Origin of the sequence: Pseudomonas sp. WS 5146 (assembly GCF_012985495.1) — a bacterium.
In the GTDB taxonomy this organism is placed as follows: domain Bacteria; phylum Pseudomonadota; class Gammaproteobacteria; order Pseudomonadales; family Pseudomonadaceae; genus Aquipseudomonas; species Aquipseudomonas edaphica.
In genome coordinates, this window is sequence record NZ_JAAQWL010000009.1 from 1 (window position 1) to 17,149 (window position 17,149).

11 protein-coding genes are annotated in these 17,149 nt (G+C 62.3%); 9 read left to right on the top strand and 2 right to left on the bottom strand.

All coding sequences use genetic code 11. From position 1 onward, the window contains the following. Positions 1–342: 342 nt before the first annotated feature. The 7 genes from lexA (at position 343) to HBO41_RS29555 (ending at position 11,122) form a co-directional block, all read left to right on the top strand. Entirely contained in the window at positions 343–960 is a 618-nt protein-coding gene (gene lexA, locus HBO41_RS21440; RefSeq protein ID WP_017135402.1) for a transcriptional repressor LexA, read from the top strand. Further along, positions 960–1,574 carry a translesion DNA synthesis-associated protein ImuA gene (gene imuA / locus HBO41_RS21445; protein WP_017135401.1) on the top strand — a complete coding sequence of 205 codons (615 nt, stop codon included), beginning with the start codon at positions 960–962 and terminating at the stop codon, positions 1,572–1,574. The genes lexA and imuA overlap by 1 nt, the downstream gene beginning before the upstream one ends. 7 nt (positions 1,575–1,581) lie before the next feature. Continuing rightward, a complete protein-coding gene (locus tag HBO41_RS21450) occupies positions 1,582–2,994 on the top strand; it encodes a DNA polymerase Y family protein (protein ID WP_017135400.1) in 1,413 nt (470 codons plus the stop codon). Continuing rightward, entirely contained in the window at positions 2,970–6,062 is a 3,093-nt protein-coding gene (locus HBO41_RS21455; protein ID WP_346342975.1) for an error-prone DNA polymerase, read from the top strand. Before HBO41_RS21450 ends, HBO41_RS21455 begins: the two co-directional genes overlap by 25 nt. Positions 6,063–6,172: 110 nt before the next feature. Next, complete coding sequence (locus HBO41_RS21460; RefSeq protein WP_099548156.1) at positions 6,173–7,885, top strand: ATP-binding protein; 1,713 nt, start codon at positions 6,173–6,175, stop codon at positions 7,883–7,885. After that, on the top strand, positions 7,882–10,401 hold the full coding sequence (gene uvrA, locus HBO41_RS21465) for an excinuclease ABC subunit UvrA (RefSeq protein ID WP_169987629.1): 2,520 nt from the start codon (positions 7,882–7,884) through the stop codon (positions 10,399–10,401). Before HBO41_RS21460 ends, uvrA begins: the two co-directional genes overlap by 4 nt. A gap of 595 nt (positions 10,402–10,996) precedes the next feature. Continuing rightward, positions 10,997–11,122, top strand: a complete 126-nt coding sequence (locus HBO41_RS29555; protein ID WP_262380462.1) for a hypothetical protein — start codon at positions 10,997–10,999, stop codon at positions 11,120–11,122. Between the two features lie 236 nt (positions 11,123–11,358). On the opposite strand, the gene tkt is transcribed toward HBO41_RS29555, so the two are convergent. Further along, positions 11,359–13,422, bottom strand: a complete 2,064-nt coding sequence (tkt, locus tag HBO41_RS21470) for a transketolase (RefSeq protein ID WP_169987631.1) — start codon at positions 13,420–13,422, stop codon at positions 11,359–11,361. Between the two features lie 174 nt (positions 13,423–13,596). On the opposite strand from tkt, the gene HBO41_RS21475 reads away from it, so the two are divergent. Next, entirely contained in the window at positions 13,597–13,821 is a 225-nt protein-coding gene (locus HBO41_RS21475; RefSeq protein ID WP_017135936.1) for a DUF465 domain-containing protein, read from the top strand. A 146-nt stretch (positions 13,822–13,967) separates the two neighbouring features. On the opposite strand, the gene HBO41_RS21480 is transcribed toward HBO41_RS21475, so the two are convergent. Next, positions 13,968–15,344, bottom strand: coding sequence for a VOC family protein (locus tag HBO41_RS21480; RefSeq protein WP_169987633.1), 1,377 nt, complete (start codon positions 15,342–15,344; stop codon positions 13,968–13,970). A 288-nt stretch (positions 15,345–15,632) separates the two neighbouring features. Here HBO41_RS21480 and HBO41_RS21485 point away from each other — a divergent pair, with 288 nt between their 5' ends. After that, positions 15,633–17,042, top strand: coding sequence for an OprD family outer membrane porin (locus HBO41_RS21485; RefSeq protein WP_169987635.1), 1,410 nt, complete (start codon positions 15,633–15,635; stop codon positions 17,040–17,042). Positions 17,043–17,149 lie beyond the last annotated feature (107 nt).

Consider the following 17,149-nt stretch of genomic DNA (forward strand, 5'->3'; position numbering starts at 1 on the left):
GACAGGGATTTGGGGGGTAAACCGGCAGGGATGCCGGTTTAGCCGCGCTGGGCCAAGGATGGCCCATCGCGGCGGCCCCCCAAATCACTGTCGGATTGCGGGCATGCCGAGCCACAGCGAGGCACCGAGTGTTGGGGCGAGGACTTTTTGCTTACTTTTTGCTGGGCCGGCATTCCGGTCCTTCAAAAAGTGAGCCGCTGTAAGAGCGGAACCATAAGCCGCCGTTACCCAAATAATGGATATGCACACAACCCCAACCCCAACCCCAACCCCAACCCCAACCCCAACAGCCCCCCAATCCCGACTACCGGCTATTGTCAGAAATTTCCCGCAAGAGTACAAATGTACTCCATGACAACCCTGACCCCCCGCCGCACCGCCATCCTGACCTTCATCCGCGACCGTATCGCGCAACAAGGCCAGCCCCCAAGCCTCGCCGAGATCGCCGAGGCGTTCGGCTTTGCCTCGCGCAGCGTCGCTCGCAAACACGTGGTGGCCCTGACCGAAGCCGGCTTTATCGAGGTCAACCCCAACCAGGCCCGTGGCATCCGCCTGCTCAACCAACCGGCGCGTCCCGAATGGCTGGACGTGCCCGTACTCGGCCGTGTCGCCGCCGGCCTGCCCATCGGCGCCGATGCCGAAGTGCACAATCGTCTGCAACTCGACCCCGCCACTTTCGCCAAAACCCCGGATTACCTGCTGCGTGTGCAGGGCGATTCGATGATCGAAGACGGCATCCTCGACGGCGACCTGGTGGGCGTACGCCGCAGCGCCGAAGCCTTGAACGGGCAGATTGTGGTGGCACGCCTGGACGGTGAAGTCACCATCAAACGCTTTGAGCGCCACGGCGAGCAGGTGCGCCTGCTGCCGCGCAACCCCGCGTATCAACCGATTGTGGTCGGGCCGGATCAGGACCTGGCCATCGAAGGGGTGTTCTGCGGCCTGGTGAGGCAAGGTTGATGGGCGCCGTCGTTGCTCTGGATACGCTGTTCAATGGCGGCCGCGTCTGGAAAGGCCGGCCCGCCGTGCCACCGGCCAGCGTGCACCCCACTGGGCTGGCGGCGCTGGACGCGGTGTTGCCCACGGGCGGTTGGCCGGAGTCGGCGCTGAGTGAAATCCTGATGGCGAAGGAGGGCGTTGGCGAGCTGCAATTGGTGTTGCCAACCCTGGCCCGCTTATCAACGGCGGGCGAGCGGATTGTGCTGGTGGCGCCGCCCTACACGCCGTACCCCCACGCCTGGCAGAACGCCGGGGTGGATTTGCGCCAGCTTTCGGTGATCCAGGCCGAGGCGCGCGACGTGTTGTGGGCGGTGGAGCAGTGCCTGCGTTCGGGCAGTTGCGGCGCGGTGCTGTGCTGGCCGCGCAAGGCCGACGACCGCGCCTTGCGGCGCTTGCAGGTGGCGGCCGAGACCGGGCAAACCCTGGCGTTTGCCTGGCGCGCTTTGAGCGAGGCGGTCAATTCATCGCCCGCCGCCTTGCGCCTGGCCGTTGAGGCAAAACCTGCGCAAGTGCGGGTGCTCAAGTGCCGGGGCGGCTTGGCCCACCCGGCGCCGATAGCACTGGCGGGGCACTGAGGTTGCCATGCGCTGGGTGTGTATTGTCTTCCCGCAATTGGCGCTGGACGGGGTGCAGCGTGTGCACCCTGAGCCGGATCAACCGTTGGTACTGCTGGCCGGCACACCGCAGCGCCGCGTGCTGCAAACCGTCAATGCCGCCGCCCGCGCCTTGGGCCTGCGATCAGGTCAATCGCTGACGGCCGCGCATGCCCTGGCCAAAACCTTTGCCAGCGCCGAATACGACCCCGCCGAAATCGAGCGCTGGCAGCAGTTCCTCGCCGCCTGGGCCTACCGTTTCAGCTCTCAGGTCAGCGTGTATTACCCGCGTGCGTTGCTGTTCGAGATCGAGTCGAGCCTGGGCCTGTTCGGGCCGTGGCCGCAGTTCGAGGCGCGCTTGCGCCAGGAGTTGACCGAATTGGGCTTTCGCCACCGTATCGTCGCTGCGCCCAACCCGGCGGCGGCGCGGGTGCTGGCGAATATTTATGATGGTTTGGCGATCGGCGAGGACGCCTTGCAGCAGGCTCTGGCGCCACTGCCTATCGACCGCGCCGGTCTTGACCCGCAGACGTCCACGGCCTTGTCACGCATGGGCCTGCGTACGTTGGCCCAGGTGCAGGCGTTGCCTCGGCACACCCTGGCGCGACGCTTTGACGCCGGCTTGCTCAAGCACCTGGATGCCCTGAGCGGGCAGCGCCCACTGGCCCTGGCGTTTTACCAGCCGCCGGATCAGTTCGACGTGCGCATCGAGCTGAATTTCGACGTGCAATCCCACCAGGCGCTGCTGTTCCCATTGCGACGTCTGACCGGTGACTTGTCCGCCTTCCTCTGCGGGCGCGACAGTGGCGTGCAGCGCTTTGACTTGCACCTGGAACACGCCCAGGCGCCCGACAGCGTGATCAAGGTCGGCCTGCTCAGTGCCGAGCGCGAACCGTCGATGCTGTTCGAACTGGCCCGTGGCCGCCTGGAACAGGTGCAAGTCACCTCTCCGGTGCGCGGGTTCCGCCTGGTGGCCCAGGACCTGCCGGTGTTTGTGCCGCAACGCCAGGACCTGTTCGACGATCGCCCGCAACAAACCTTGCCTTGGGAGCAATTGCGCGAACGCCTGCGCGCACGGCTTGGCGATGAGGCTGTACAAAGCCTGCGCTTTCATGCCGACCACCGCCCCGAATGTGCCTGGCAGGCGAGCGCCGACAGCCGTGCGTGCCCGACCTTGCACAAGGTGCAGCGCCCCGGCTGGTTGCTGACTGAACCGACCTTGCTGGCCGAGCAGGGCGTGCAGATCCTGATGGGCCCGGAGCGCATCGAATCCGGCTGGTGGGACGGCGCCGATATCCGCCGCGACTATTACCTGATCCGCACCCGTGCCGGCCAGCAAGGCTGGGCCTATCGCTGTGTGGGGCAGAACGACGGGCTGTGGCTGCAAGGCTGGTTCGCATGAGCTATGCCGAGCTGCATTGCCTGTCCAATTTCAGTTTCCAGCGCGGCGCGTCCAGTGCGCTGGAGCTGTTCGAACGTGCCAAGCGCCAAGGCTACAGCGCCCTGGCGATCACCGACGAATGCACCTTGGCGGGCATCGTACGAGCCTGGCAGGCGGCGAAGGCGGTGGATTTGCCGCTGATTATCGGCAGCGAAGTGCGCATCGAAAACGGCCCGAAACTGGTGTTGCTGGTCGAAGATCTCAGCGGCTATCAACACCTGTGCCGCCTGATCACCCTGGCTCGCCGCCGCGCCGAAAAAGGCCGTTACCGCCTGCTGCACGCCGACTTCGAACAACCGATGCCCGGCCTGCTGGCGCTGTGGGTGGCCGAAGACAGCGACACCCAGGCCACCCTCCAATGGCTGCAACACACCTTCACCGAACGCCTGTGGCTGGCGGTGCACCTGCACTGCGGTCAGGACGATGCGCGCCATTTGCAGCAGCGCCTGGCCCTGGCTGCCAGCCTGCAGATCCCGGCGGTGGCCTGCGGCGATGTGCATATGCATGCGCGCGGGCGCCGGGCCTTGCAAGACACCATGACCGCGATCCGTCATCACGTGCCGGTGGCCGAAGCCGGCACGCGCCTGCACCCCAATGGCGAGCGGCATTTACGCAGCCTCGAGGCGTTGGCCGCGCTGTACCCGCAAGCCTTGCGCGACGAAACCCTGGCCATCGCGAAACGTTGCACCTTTGACCTCAGCCAGTTGCGCTACCACTACCCACGCGAACTGGTGCCCGCCGGCCATGATGCCCAATCCTGGCTGCGCACCGTGACCGAGGAAGGCATTGCCCAGCGCTGGCCACACGGTGTTGACGCCAAGACCTTGCAGCAGATCAACAAGGAATTGCAGTTGATCAGCGACCTCGGTTACGAAAGCTACTTCCTGACGGTGCACGACATCGTGCGCTTCGCCCGCAGCCGTTCGATCCTGTGTCAGGGCCGCGGCTCGGCCGCCAACTCGGCGGTGTGTTTTGCCTTGGGCATCACCGAAATCGACCCAAGCCTGACGGATATGCTGTTCGAACGCTTCCTGTCCAAGGAGCGCAATGAACCGCCGGATATCGACGTGGACTTCGAACATGAACGCCGCGAGGAAGTGCTGCAGTACGTGTTCCAACGCTACGGCCGCACCCGCGCGGCGTTGACGGCGGTGGTCAGCAGTTATCACGCGTCCGGCGCGGTGCGCGACGTGGCCAAGGCCCTCGGTTTGCCGCCGGACCAGATCAACGCGCTGGCCGACTGTTGCGGGCGTTGGAGTGAAGATGCGCCGCCGCTGGAACGCCTGCGCGAAGGCGGCTTCGACCCGCAAAGCCCGATCCTGCGGCGTGTGCTGACATTGACTCAACAACTGATCGGCTTTCCCCGGCACTTGTCCCAGCACCCTGGCGGTTTTGTGATTTCCGAATACCCGCTGGACACCCTGGTGCCGGTGGAAAATGCCGCCATGGCCGAGCGCACCATTATCCAGTGGGACAAGGATGACCTCGACGCCGTCGGCCTGCTCAAGGTGGATATCCTCGCGTTGGGCATGCTCAGCGCGATACGCCGTTGCTTCGACTTGCTGCGCCGCCACCGCCACCGCGATCTGGCATTGGCGACGATCCCCAAGGAGGACCCGACAACCTACGCAATGATCAGCAAGGCCGACACCATCGGCGTGTTCCAGATCGAGTCGCGGGCGCAGATGTCGATGCTGCCCAGGCTCAAGCCGCAGAACTTCTACGACCTGGTGATTGAGGTGGCGATTGTGCGGCCTGGGCCGATCCAGGGCGGCATGGTGCATCCGTACCTGCGGCGCCGGAATAACGAAGAGCCCACCACTTATCCGTCACCGGAACTTGAGGCAGTGTTGAAACGCACCTTGGGCGTGCCGCTGTTCCAGGAACAGGTGATGCAGATCGCCATGGTTGCCGCCGACTATGGCCCAGGCGAAGCCGACCAGTTGCGCCGTTCCATGGCCGCCTGGAAACGCCACGGCGGCCTGGAACCGCATCAGCAGCGTCTGCGCACCGGCATGCTCAAGAATGGCTACAGCGAGGAATTTGCCGCGCAGATTTTCGAGCAGATCAAAGGCTTTGGCAGCTATGGCTTCCCCGAGTCCCATGCGGCCAGTTTTGCCTTGCTGACCTACGCCAGTTGCTGGCTCAAGTGCCATGAACCGGCGGCGTTCGCCTGTGCCTTGATCAACAGCTGGCCCATGGGTTTCTACAGCCCGGACCAGATCCTGCAGGATGCGCGGCGCCACCGCTTGCAGATCCGCCCGGTGGATGTGCTGGCCAGTGACTGGGATTGCAGCCTGGAGCCTGTCGACGGCCAGCAACCGGCGATTCGCCTGGGGTTGCGCATGATCTCGGGGTTTCGTGAGGAGGATGGACGGCGCATCGAGGCGGCGCGCCAGCGTCGTGTGTTCAGTGACATTGCCGACCTGGACGACCGCGCCGGCCTGGATGCGCGGGCCCAGGCGTTGCTGGCGGATGCCGGGGCCTTGCGTGCGCTGGCGGGCAACCGGCACCGGGCACGCTGGGAAGTGGCAGGCGTGCATAAACAGCTGGGGTTGTTCGCGGGCCTGCCGAGCCCCGACGAAGCGGCGGTGCAATTGCCGGCGCCGACGGTTGGCGAAGACTTGCAGGCTGATTACGCCACGGTTGGCACCACCCTCGGCCCGCACCCGCTGGCGTTGCTGCGTGATGAGTTGCGCAAACGCCGCTGCCGCAGCTCTTTGGAGCTGATGGCGGTGGAGCATGGGCGCAATGTCAGCGTCGCCGGTCTGGTGACCGGGCGCCAGCGCCCTGGCACCGCCAGCGGCGTGACCTTTGTGACGCTGGAAGATGAGTTCGGCAACCTCAATGTGGTGGTGTGGCGCGACCTGGCAGAACGCCAGCGCCTGGCGCTGGTCGGCTCGCGGTTGCTCAAAGTCGACGGGCGCTGGGAGGCGGTGGGTGAGGTGCGGCACCTGATTGCCGGGCGTCTTACCGACCTGACGCCGCTGCTGGAAGGCATTCATGTGCGCAGCCGGGATTTTCATTGAGGGCAGTGGTTTTTGTCGCCATTACCTCCTAACTTATAACAAGTGAAACCATCCGCCGCTGGCGCGCTCCAAAACGTTGCAAATACCCTCTCTTTGCACAGAGCCAACCGATGCAATTTTTATCCAACCCCTACGGCTGTGAAGGCTGGTCCGGTGAAATGGCCCAGCGTATCCGTGCTTTCGATTGGTCCGCCACGGATCTTGGCCCGATTGACACCTGGAGCGCCAGCCTGGCCTGCAACGTGCAGATGATGCTGGCCTCGCCCGTGCCGATGGTGATGCTGTGGGGGCGGGCCGGCTACATGATCTACAACGACAGCTATTCGGTGTTTGCCGGCGGCCGGCATCCGTACTTGCTCGGCACGCCGGTGGAGCTGGGCTGGCCGGAGGTGGCCGAGTTCAATCGCCACGTGGTCGACACCTGCCTGGCGGGCGGTACCTTGACGTTTAACAACAAAGACCTGGTGTTGTTGCGTAACGGCAAGCCGGAAACCGTCTGGCTGGACCTCTATTACAGCCCCGTCGCCGGGGACAATCAGCAGCCAGCCGGGGTGTTGGCGATTGTGGTGGAAACCACCGAGCACGTGCATTCCGAGCGCCTGCGCCAGGAACTGACCCATAACCTGGAGCAACGCGTCGCCGCCGAAGTGCAAGCGCGTTCCGCCGCCGAAGATCAGTTGCGCCAATCCCAGAAGCTTGAAGCCATCGGCGGCCTGACCGGCGGCGTGGCCCATGACTTCAATAACCTGCTGCAAGTGATCGCCGGCAACCTGCACCTGCTGGCCCGGAATGAGCCGGACAACCCCCAGGTGCAGCGCCGGGTCACGGCGGCCATCGCGGCGGTGGAGCGCGGCGCCAAGCTGTCCTCGCAACTGTTGGCGTTTGCGCGTCGCCAGCCGTTGTCGCCAGCGGTGTACAACCCGCAACGCATCTACGCCGGTTTAGGCGAACTGCTGCAACGGGCGTTGGGTGAGACCATTCATATCGACGTGCAACTGCCCCAGGATTCCTGGTGCATCAATGTCGACCGTAACCAATTGGAAAACGCGCTGCTCAACCTGGCGATCAATGCCCGCGATGCCATGCAAGGCGAAGGCGTGATTCGCATCAGCGGCGAAAATATCATCCTCAACCCGGGCGATTGCATCGGTAAAAGCATCAAGCCCGGTGAATACGTGCGTTTGGCAGTGACCGACACCGGTGTCGGCATGCCCCAGGAGGTGCTCAAGCGTGCGTTCGAGCCGTTCTTCACCACCAAGCGCGAAGGGCACGGCACCGGCCTGGGCCTGAGCATGGTGTTCGGGTTTGTGCGCCAAAGCGGCGGGCATGTGGAGGTGTGGAGCGAGGAGGGCAAAGGCTCGGTAGTGCAGATGTATTTCCCCCACAGCCTGGAACCCGAATGTGGTGAGGTCGACACCGAGCAGGCGACTCACAGTGGCGGCCAGGAAACCATCCTGGTGGTCGAGGACAACGAAGGCGTGCGCCTGACCGTGGTCGAGTTGCTGCAGCAATCGGGCTACACGGTACTGACCGCCGAAGACGGTGACCGGGCCATGCAAACCCTGCAAAACGGCGTGCAGCCGGACCTGATCTTTACCGACGTGGTGATGCCCGGCCGGGTCAAAAGCACCGACCTGGCCGACTGGGCGCGCGTGCAGCACCCGCCGGTGGCGGTGCTGTTCACCTCCGGGCACACCCGCGACATTCTTTCCAGCAATCATTTGCTGAGCTCCGACATTCATCTGCTGAGCAAGCCCTACAGCCCCGAAGCCCTCACGCAACGGGTGCGCAGCGTGCTCACCGCCAGACAAGGTTGCCCATGACGTCACAGCGCAACATCCCCCCGATCACCGCCCAGCGCCCAGGCTTTGTACGCGTGCGCGGCGCCCGCGAACACAACCTGCGTAACGTCGATGTGGATATCCCCCGGGATGCCCTGGTGGTATTTACCGGCGTTTCGGGTTCGGGCAAATCATCCCTGGCGTTTTCCACGGTGTATGCCGAGGCTCAGCGCCGCTATTTCGAATCGGTGGCGCCCTATGCGCGGCGCCTGATTGACCAGGTCGGCGTACCCGATGTGGACGCTATCGAAGGCTTGCCCCCGGCCGTGGCCCTGCAACAGCAGCGCGGCACGCCGAGTGCACGCTCGTCGGTGGGCAGCGTCACCACCTTGTCGAGCCTGATCCGCATGCTGTATTCGCGTGCCGGCAGTTATCCGCCGGGGCAGGCGATGTTGTACGGCGAGGACTTTTCACCGAACCTGCCCCAGGGCGCCTGCCCGCACTGCCACGGTTTGGGCCGCGTGTATGAGGTGACCGAGGCGCTGATGGTGCCCGATCCGTCCTTGACCATTCGCCAGCGTGCGGTGGCGTCCTGGCCCTTGGCGTGGCAGGGGCAGAACCTGCGCGACATCCTCGTGACCCTGGGCTATGACGTGGACATCCCGTGGCGCGACCTGCCGAAAAAGCAGCGCGACTGGATTCTGTTTACCGAAGAAACCCCGACCGTGCCGGTGTACGCAGGCTTCACCCCACAGCAAACCCGCGACGCGTTGAAACGCAAGCTGGAGCCGAGCTACCAGGGCACGTTCAGCGGTGCGCGGCGCTATATCCTGCACACCTTCAGCCATACCCAAAGCGCACTGATGAAAAAGCGCGTGTCGCAGTTCATGCAGGGCAGTGCGTGCCCGGCGTGCGAGGGCAAGCGGCTGAACAAGGCGGCGCTGTCGGTGAAGTTTGCCGGGGTGGACATCGGCGAGCTGTCGCAACTGTCGCTGGCGCAGTTGGCCGAGCTGCTGCGCCCGGTGGCGGCGGGGCAGGACAAAATGAAGCTGTCGGTGGAAAAGCGCCTTGCGGCTCAGCGTATCGCCCAGGACTTGCTGGAGCGGGTCAGCACCCTCACCGAGTTGGGCCTGGGCTATCTGTCCCTGGAGCGCAGCACGCCGACCTTGTCGTCAGGGGAATTGCAGCGACTGCGCCTGGCCACCCAGTTGGGCTCGCAGCTGTTCGGCGTGATCTATGTGCTGGACGAGCCCTCGGCAGGCCTGCACCCGGCGGATGGCGAAGCATTGTTTACTGCACTTGAGCGTTTGAAAGCGGCCGGCAATTCGTTGTTTGTGGTGGAACATGACCTGGAAACCATGCGCCGGGCCGACTGGCTGATCGATGTGGGGCCGGCTGCCGGTGAGCACGGCGGGCAAGTGCTGTACAGCGGTCCGCCTGCCGGTTTGGCGGATGTGCAGGCCTCGCAGACGCGCGAGTATTTGTTTGCCGAGCGGCGCGTTTGCAGCACGACGCGACGTGAGCCGTCGGGGTGGCTGAAGCTTGAAGGCGTGACGCGTAATAATCTCAAGGATCTAAGCGTGGATTTCCCGCTGGGTTGCTTTACGGCGGTGACGGGTATTTCCGGCTCGGGCAAGTCCAGTCTGGTCAGCCAGGCGCTGTTGGAACTGGTGGGCACAGGCTTGGGCCGTGTGCTGGAAAGCGACGAAGAACCGAGCCTTGAAGACGATGCCCCGCAAAGCAGTGGCGGGCGGATCAGCAGCGGTTTGGAACAGATTCGACGTTTGGTGCAGGTGGACCAGAAGCCCATCGGCCGCACGCCGCGTTCTAACCTGGCGACTTACACCGGGTTGTTCGATAACGTGCGCAAATTGTTCGCGGCAACACCGGCGGCCAGGAAGCGTCATTTCGATGCCGGGCAGTTCTCGTTCAACGTCGCCAAGGGCCGTTGCCCCCATTGCGAGGGGGAAGGGTTTGTCAGTGTCGAGTTGCTGTTTATGCCCAGTGTGTATGCGCCGTGTCCGACGTGTCATGGGGCGCGTTATAACCCTGAGACGTTGGCGATCAAGTGGCAAGGCTTGAGCATTGCCCAGGTGCTGGGGTTGACCGTGGAGCAGGCGGTCGAGGTGTTTGCCGAGCAGCCTGGGGTGTTGCGTTCGTTGTTGGTATTGCGTGATATCGGCCTGGGGTATTTGCGGTTGGGGCAGCCGGCGACTGAGCTGTCCGGCGGTGAGGCGCAGCGGATCAAGTTGGCGACCGAGTTGCAACGTAATGCCCGGGGCGCGACGTTGTATGTGTTGGATGAGCCGACTACGGGTTTGCATCCTCGGGATGTGGACCGTTTGCTGAGTCAGCTTAATCATCTGGTGGACGCGGGGCACACGGTGGTTGTGGTGGAGCATGAGATGCGGGTGGTGGCCCAGGGGGATTGGGTGATTGATATTGGGCCGGGGGCTGGGGATTTGGGCGGGAAGGTGGTGGCTCGTGGTACGCCGCAGAAGGTGGCCAAGAGCAAAGCCAGCCGTACCGCACCGTTTCTGGCGCGGGAGTCGGTGTAAGTTTCAACGCCGATTAATTGTGGGAGCTGGCTTGCCTGCGATGGCGGTTTGTCGGTGTACATATCCGTTATTCGGGTAACGGCGGCTTATGGTTCCGCTCTTACAGCGGGTCACTTTTGGCAAACGCCCGGAATGCCGGCCCAGCCAAAAGTAACCAAAAGGTCTGTGCCCCACCACTCGGCACCTCGCTTAGGCTCGGTGTGCCAGAACGAAGGCTTGAATCCGTGGCTAACCCGGCGTCCTGCCGGGTTACCCACGGATTCAAGCCTGCGTTCGGCCATCGTGGTTAACGGGGCGTCTCAGATCAAAAGCAAGATCAAGATCAAGATCTACAGCACGGCGGCCTGAAAGCCGACCTGAGTGGTTGAAGCAAGAGCCAGATCAAGTGCAAGGCAAAAGCCTATCTACCTGATGCCGCGGGGTCTAAATGTGGGAGCGCATGCAGTTTTGAATATGAGATCGACTGCGGATTTGCATGCACTGAAGAGCTGCTTTTCTGTGGGAGCTGGCTTGCCTGCGATGCAAACACCTCGGTATATCAGGCACACAGAGTTGATGCCATCGCAGGCAAGCCAGCTCCCACCTTTGACCGAGTATGGCTCTGCTGTTGCTGTTGCTGTTGCTGTTGCTGTTGCTGTTGCTGTTGCTGTTGCTGTTGCTGTTGCTGTTGCTGTTGCTGTTGCTGTTGCTGTTGCTCCGGCTCTTACATTCTTTTCGATGACGAAGTCAGCAGTCTTTTGATCTGCGCTTTTGATCTTGATCTGAAATCGCCCCCCAAATCACTGACGGATTGCGGGCATGCCGAGCCATAGCGAGGCACCGAGTGTTGGGGCGAGGACTTTTTGCTTACTTTTTGCTGGGCCGGCATTCCGGTCCCTCAAAAAGTGAGCCGCTGTAAGAGCGGAACCATACGCCGCCGTTACCTAAATAACGGATATGCCCCCTCAACGCCCAGCCTCAACGACGAGCCAGTCGAATCTGGTCCTTGGCCTGCTTCACCACATTCTCAAGCGTAAACCCAAACTTCTCCTGCAACTTGGCCAACGGTGCCGACGCGCCAAAGCTGTTCATCACCACTTTAGCGCCGGTCTGCCCGACATAACGGTCCCAACCCAGGGGCCCAGCCTGTTCCACCACCACACGGGCTTTTACCGCGGGCGGCAAGACACTGTCGCGATACGCCTGATCCTGGTCCTCAAACAATTCCCAGCTGGGCATCGACACCACCTGAGCGGCAATGCCCTCAGCTTTCAACTGCTCATAAGCCGCCACCACAAGGCTCACTTCACTGCCGGTCGCCAACAGCAGCACCTCAGGCTTATCGGCACCCGCCAACACATAAGCGCCTTTGGCCGCCCCAGACGCCGCCGCATACTTTGTGCGATCCAAGGTCGGCAACGCCTGGCGCGACAACACCACGCAGCTTGGCCGATGGGTTTGTGCCAGGGCCACCTTCCACAGCTCCAACGTCTCGTTGGCATCGCCGGGGCGCAAGGTGAGCAACCCCGGCGTGGCGCGCAGTTGTGTCAGGTGCTCGACGGGCTGGTGCGTCGGGCCGTCTTCACCCACGCCAATCGAGTCATGGGTAAATACGAACACCACTGGCAATTCCATGATTGCCGCCAGGCGGATCGGCGGTTTCATGTAGTCGCTGAACACCAGGAAGGTCGAGGTGTACGGCCGCAGGTAGGACAGCGCCATGCCATTGGCAATCGCGCCCATGGCGTGCTCGCGGATGCCGAAGTGCAGGTTGCGCCCGCTGTAGTCATCGGCACTGAAACGCCCGGCGCCGTCGAAGGTGAGGTTGGTCTTGGTCGATGGCGACAAGTCCGCCGAGCCGCCCAGCAGCCAGGGGATTTGTTGTGCGAAGGCATTCAGCACCTCGCCGCCGGCTGCGCGGCTGGCGATGCCCTTGGCGTCGGTGTCGAAGTGGGGCAGTTCGTCCTGCCAATGCTCCGGCATTTCGCCGGCGCGCATGCGGCGCAATTCATCGGCCAGTTCCGGTTCGTACTGCTCCAACTGCGCCAGGTGTTGCTGCCAGGTTTCATACAGCGGCTGGCTGCGTTCCAGCAGCGCATCGCGCAGCACCGTGCGGGTGTCGTCGGGCACCAGGAAACTGGAATCCTGCGGCCAGCCGTAGGCCTCTTTGGTCAGGCGGATTTCTTCCTCGCCCAATGGCTCGCCATGGGCGGCGGCGGTGTTGTGTTTGTGCGGTGAGCCGTAGCCGATCACGCTGTCGACCACAATCAGGGTTGGCGCGCCGGTGTTGGCCTGGAAGGTTTCCAGCGCTGCGCTCAGGGCTTGCAGGTCGTTGGCATCGGTAACGTGCAAGGTGTGCCAGCCATAAGCCTGGAAGCGCTTGATCACGTCTTCGCTGAACGCCAGCTCGGTGTGGCCTTCGATGCTGATGGTGTTGTTGTCGTAGATCCAGCACAGGTTATCGAGCTTTAAGTGCCCGGCCATCGACGCCGCTTCGCTGCTGATGCCTTCCATCATGTCGCCGTCACCGCACAGGGTGTAGACGTTGTAGTCGAACAGTACCTGGCCGTCGCGGTTAAAGCGTTTGCCCAGCCAGCGTTCGGCCATGGCCATGCCGACGCTGTTGGCGCAGCCCTGGCCCAGCGGGCCGGTAGTGGTTTCCACGCCGGTGGTCATGCGGTACTCGGGGTGGCCGGGGGTCTTGGAACTCATCTGCCGGAATTGCTTGATGTCGTCCAGGCTGATCGTCGGCTGGCCGGAGCGCTTGCCGTGGGCATCAATCTCGACCACACCGGCCAGGTGCAGCAGCGAATACAACAGCATCGAGGCGTGCCCCACCGACAAGACAAAGCGGTCGCGGTTAGGCCAATCCGGATGTTCGGGGTGGTAACGCAGGAAGCGGCTCCACAGCGTGTAGCCCACCGGAGCCAGGCCCATGGGCGTGCCGGGGTGGCCGGAGTTGGCCTTTTGCACGGCATCCATGGCCAGGGTGCGAATGGTGTTGATGCATTGGGTGTCGACAGCAGTGGCAGCGTGAGTCATGAAACCGTTCTCCCTCGGGTGGCGATCTACAGTGGAGGGCAGGGCACGGCAAAGGTTTGATCCCATCATGCGCATTACGACGAACGGGACCGCCTTGACCCAAGACATGACAAGACCCCTTGGAATGGGCTAGTTTCAAGGCGTAGGCCATTGATCAACTTGCGGAGGTACTCCATGCCAGTGAAACACGACCTGTATCAGGATTTGGGTTTGAGCAAGGAAGAGGTCGACGGGCGTCGGGCGAAAAATCCCCATTTGAACGCGCTGTTTGATAAGTACAACACCGTCGATGAGCTGGTGGTGAGCGCCGAAAAGGCATCCGGTAGTGATGAGGCGTTGAAGAAGCTGAAGGATAAACGCCTGTTGGTTAAAGACGAGATCAGGGACTTGCTGCAATAAAACGTCCTACAGGACGCGGACATATTTGTTCAGAATTGTCTGAGCGACAGCCGGCGTTTCACTGCTTATGATGCCGGCCGTCCACCCGGCTCTGGGGACTGTTGCGGCGCAAGGATTGCGCTGCTGAGCCGGGCGGGCATCCTATTTCATGCACGCAGCGCCTGGATGCATTCATCCATGGAGCGCTGCTGCGTCTCGGCATACAGCTTCAATTCATCAATCGTCCGGCGGCCCAGCGCCTGCTCGAATTGAGCCTGGTTCGAATGGGCTGTGTAGTGACTTTGCGCCGCATCGCCCAGGTTCGACTGGAAAATCCCCGCCGCACTCACCGGCAGAAAATCCTCATACACCAAAGGCTCCACCGCCACGTGCCCGGCCGCCATCAAGGCCTCCAACGTTTGCGGCTGACCGGCCTGGCCGCGTGCCGCCAAGCCTTGCTCGGTCACGAAGTAGCGGAAATACGCCAGTTCCTGTTCACGCATCTGCGCGTGGTTATCGGGGAAGGCCTGGAAGTGTTGCGCCATCAATTCGACGTAACGTGCAGCGTTGCCCTCATTCGGGAAGGCGCCCAGTTCGTCGCGCGCTGCGTTCAGCAACTGGTCGTACAGGGCGCGACCCTTTGGCGTCAACGCCACACCCCGTTGTTCTATTTCGCCGAAACGCGCGCTGTGGCTGCCTTTTGCGTCGGTAAACGCGATGGGCTCGTCGAGCGCCTTGAAGCTGGTCTGACGCAGCAGGATCGGGCACTGGCGACGTGGCGGACCTTCGATCACGGCTTTGGGCGTGATGCCTTTGCCGGGCATCGCGGCCTGCACCTGATCGATGTCCAGAGTACGTGGGGTCAGGTGATTGATATGCGGACCTTTGAACGCCACCACGTCGGCGATCAGGCGATGCTGGTCGCTCAATTGCTGGTATTGGGCGCCGGTCACGGTGGCGGTGTGGTGCCAGCGAAAGGTTTCCAAAGCCTCGCGGATAAAGGCTTGGGCATCCGCCGCGTTAAGGCCACCGTCGCGTTCGGCTTGCTCGATCAGCGCCAAGGCGCCAGGGGTGAAAATCGAGCGTTTGGCCAGGGCGCTTTCGGCGAAGGCGCGCAGCTCGAGGTTTTCGATCAGTTCCAGGCGTAGCAAGGACGTAAAGACGCGGAACGGGCTGGCCTGCAGCGCCTGTTCATGCACAGCGCGAAAGGCGGTGGAATGCACCGGCACACCGGCGGGTGTGAGGTCGTAATAGCCCACCGGCTGCATGCCCATCACCGCAAACAGACGGCCGATGGTGACCAGCTCATGGGCGGTGCCCAGGCGGATGGCGCCGTGGCGTTCCATGGCCAGGCGCTCCATTTCACCGGTGCGCTGCAGTTGTTTGGCCAGGCCGGAATCACTGTCCAAAACCCGCGTGTTGGTCTCGGCCACCAACTCCATCAGCGCGCCATAAAGCGGAACTTCATCTCGGTACATGTCGGACATGGCCCTGGAAAAGTCTTTGCGAATCTCGTCGGGGCTGACATACGCGGCACTTGGCATAGAAAAATTCCTGAACACGGTGGTGAGGGTGCGGCCTTTCTCTGGATTCTGTTGGGCTTTAAGGGGGCTGGCAAACGAAGAATCCTCAGGACTTCATTCTGCAAATGAATGAAATGACATGAATATGACAAAAATCGGCGCCAGGAAAATTTCATTTTCACGGGTACTTTCCTAACTAATTCTTCACGAGGCGCGCCCCGGTCCTCATGAAACAATCGTTACGTTTGTAGGGATGAAAACGCCGTTTGCACACAACGCACATAAAAAAATGTTTAGGGGCCGTTACACATGAAAATTTCTACACTGGCGTTATCCATCACCGCAGCGTTGCTCGCGCAACACGCGTGCGCTGATGACTTCGGGCTCGGTTCTCTGGGCACGGGCACGGGGCACAGCGGTTTTCTTGAAGACAGCCATGCGGCTGTCAGCTCGCGGACCATGTACTACAGCGCCGACAACCGTTCGGGCACCAACAACGATCTGCGCGAAGCCGCGACCTTGCTGCGTTTTGACTACAAATCCGGCTACACCCAAGGCACCCTTGGCGTCGGTTTTGACGTAATGGCGTTCGGCGCCTTGCGTCTGGACGGTGGCGACGGCCACGCCGCAGGCCCGGGCCTGGCGGGTAACGGCAACAGCTTCTTCCCGACCAAAAACAACGGCACTGAACCCGCCGACAGTTTCAGTCGCGCTGCGGGTAACGTGAAATTCCGTATTTCCCAGACCGAGTTGCACGTTGGTGGCGGTTTGGCCCCGGTGTTGCCTATTCTGGTTTCCAACGACAGCCGTGTGGCGCCGCAGACCTTCGACGGCGGCATCCTGACCTCCAACGACATCCCCAACGTGACCTTCACCGGTGGTGAGCTCAACCGTGCCGAAGGCCGTGCTTCCAGCAACTCCACGGGCTTGAGCGTTGCCGGCGGTACCCGCGACAGCGACAGCTTCAAGTTCGGCGGTGTGGACTACAAACCGTTTGGCTCGTCCGACAACGCCATCGCTAAAAACCTGACGTTGCAGTACTACTACGCCGACCTGCAGGACTTCTACAAACAGAACTACTTCGGCCTGGTTCACGTGCTGCCATTGGGCAATGACCAATCGTTCAAGACTGACCTGCGTTATTTCGACAGCACCAGCGACGGCAAAAACGGTGACGCCGGCTACCAGTTCAACAACAACGGCGGCTACGCCAAGCACGCCGGTGAAGTGGACAACAAAACCTACAGCGCCGCGTTCACCTACCAGTTGGGCGGCAGCAGCCTGATGCTCGGTCACATCGGTGTGAGCGATGACGGCGGCTTCGTCTGGGTCAACCAGGGCAGCATCGCTGATCCAAACGCACAAGGCGCGGGCGGCAGCGACTTCTACCTGTTCACCGACGCCGTGGTGGGCCAGTTTTCCCGCGCGGGCGAGCAGGTCAATTTTGGCCAGTACTCCTACGACTTCAAGGCCCTTGTGCCAGGCTTGAAAGCCTCCGTGGCGTACCTGGACGGCACGGGCATCAAGTCCAAAGTGGCCGGTGGTTCGGATCAGAAAGAAAACGAAACCGACTTCCGCCTGGACTACGTGGTGCAGCAAGGCCCGCTCAAAGGCTTCGGCACCACCTTCCGTACTGGTACTTACAAAGGTCACAACACCGGCACTGCGGACCAGGACCAGACGCGCCTGATCTTCAACTACACCTACGCGATCTTCTAAGCTCGCGCCGCCACAAACGGAGGCCGCCTAGTCAGCGGCCTCTTTTTTTGCGCGCGCGAACACGACTTCATGTGCATCCGCGCACGGATGGGTTCTACACTGCCCCC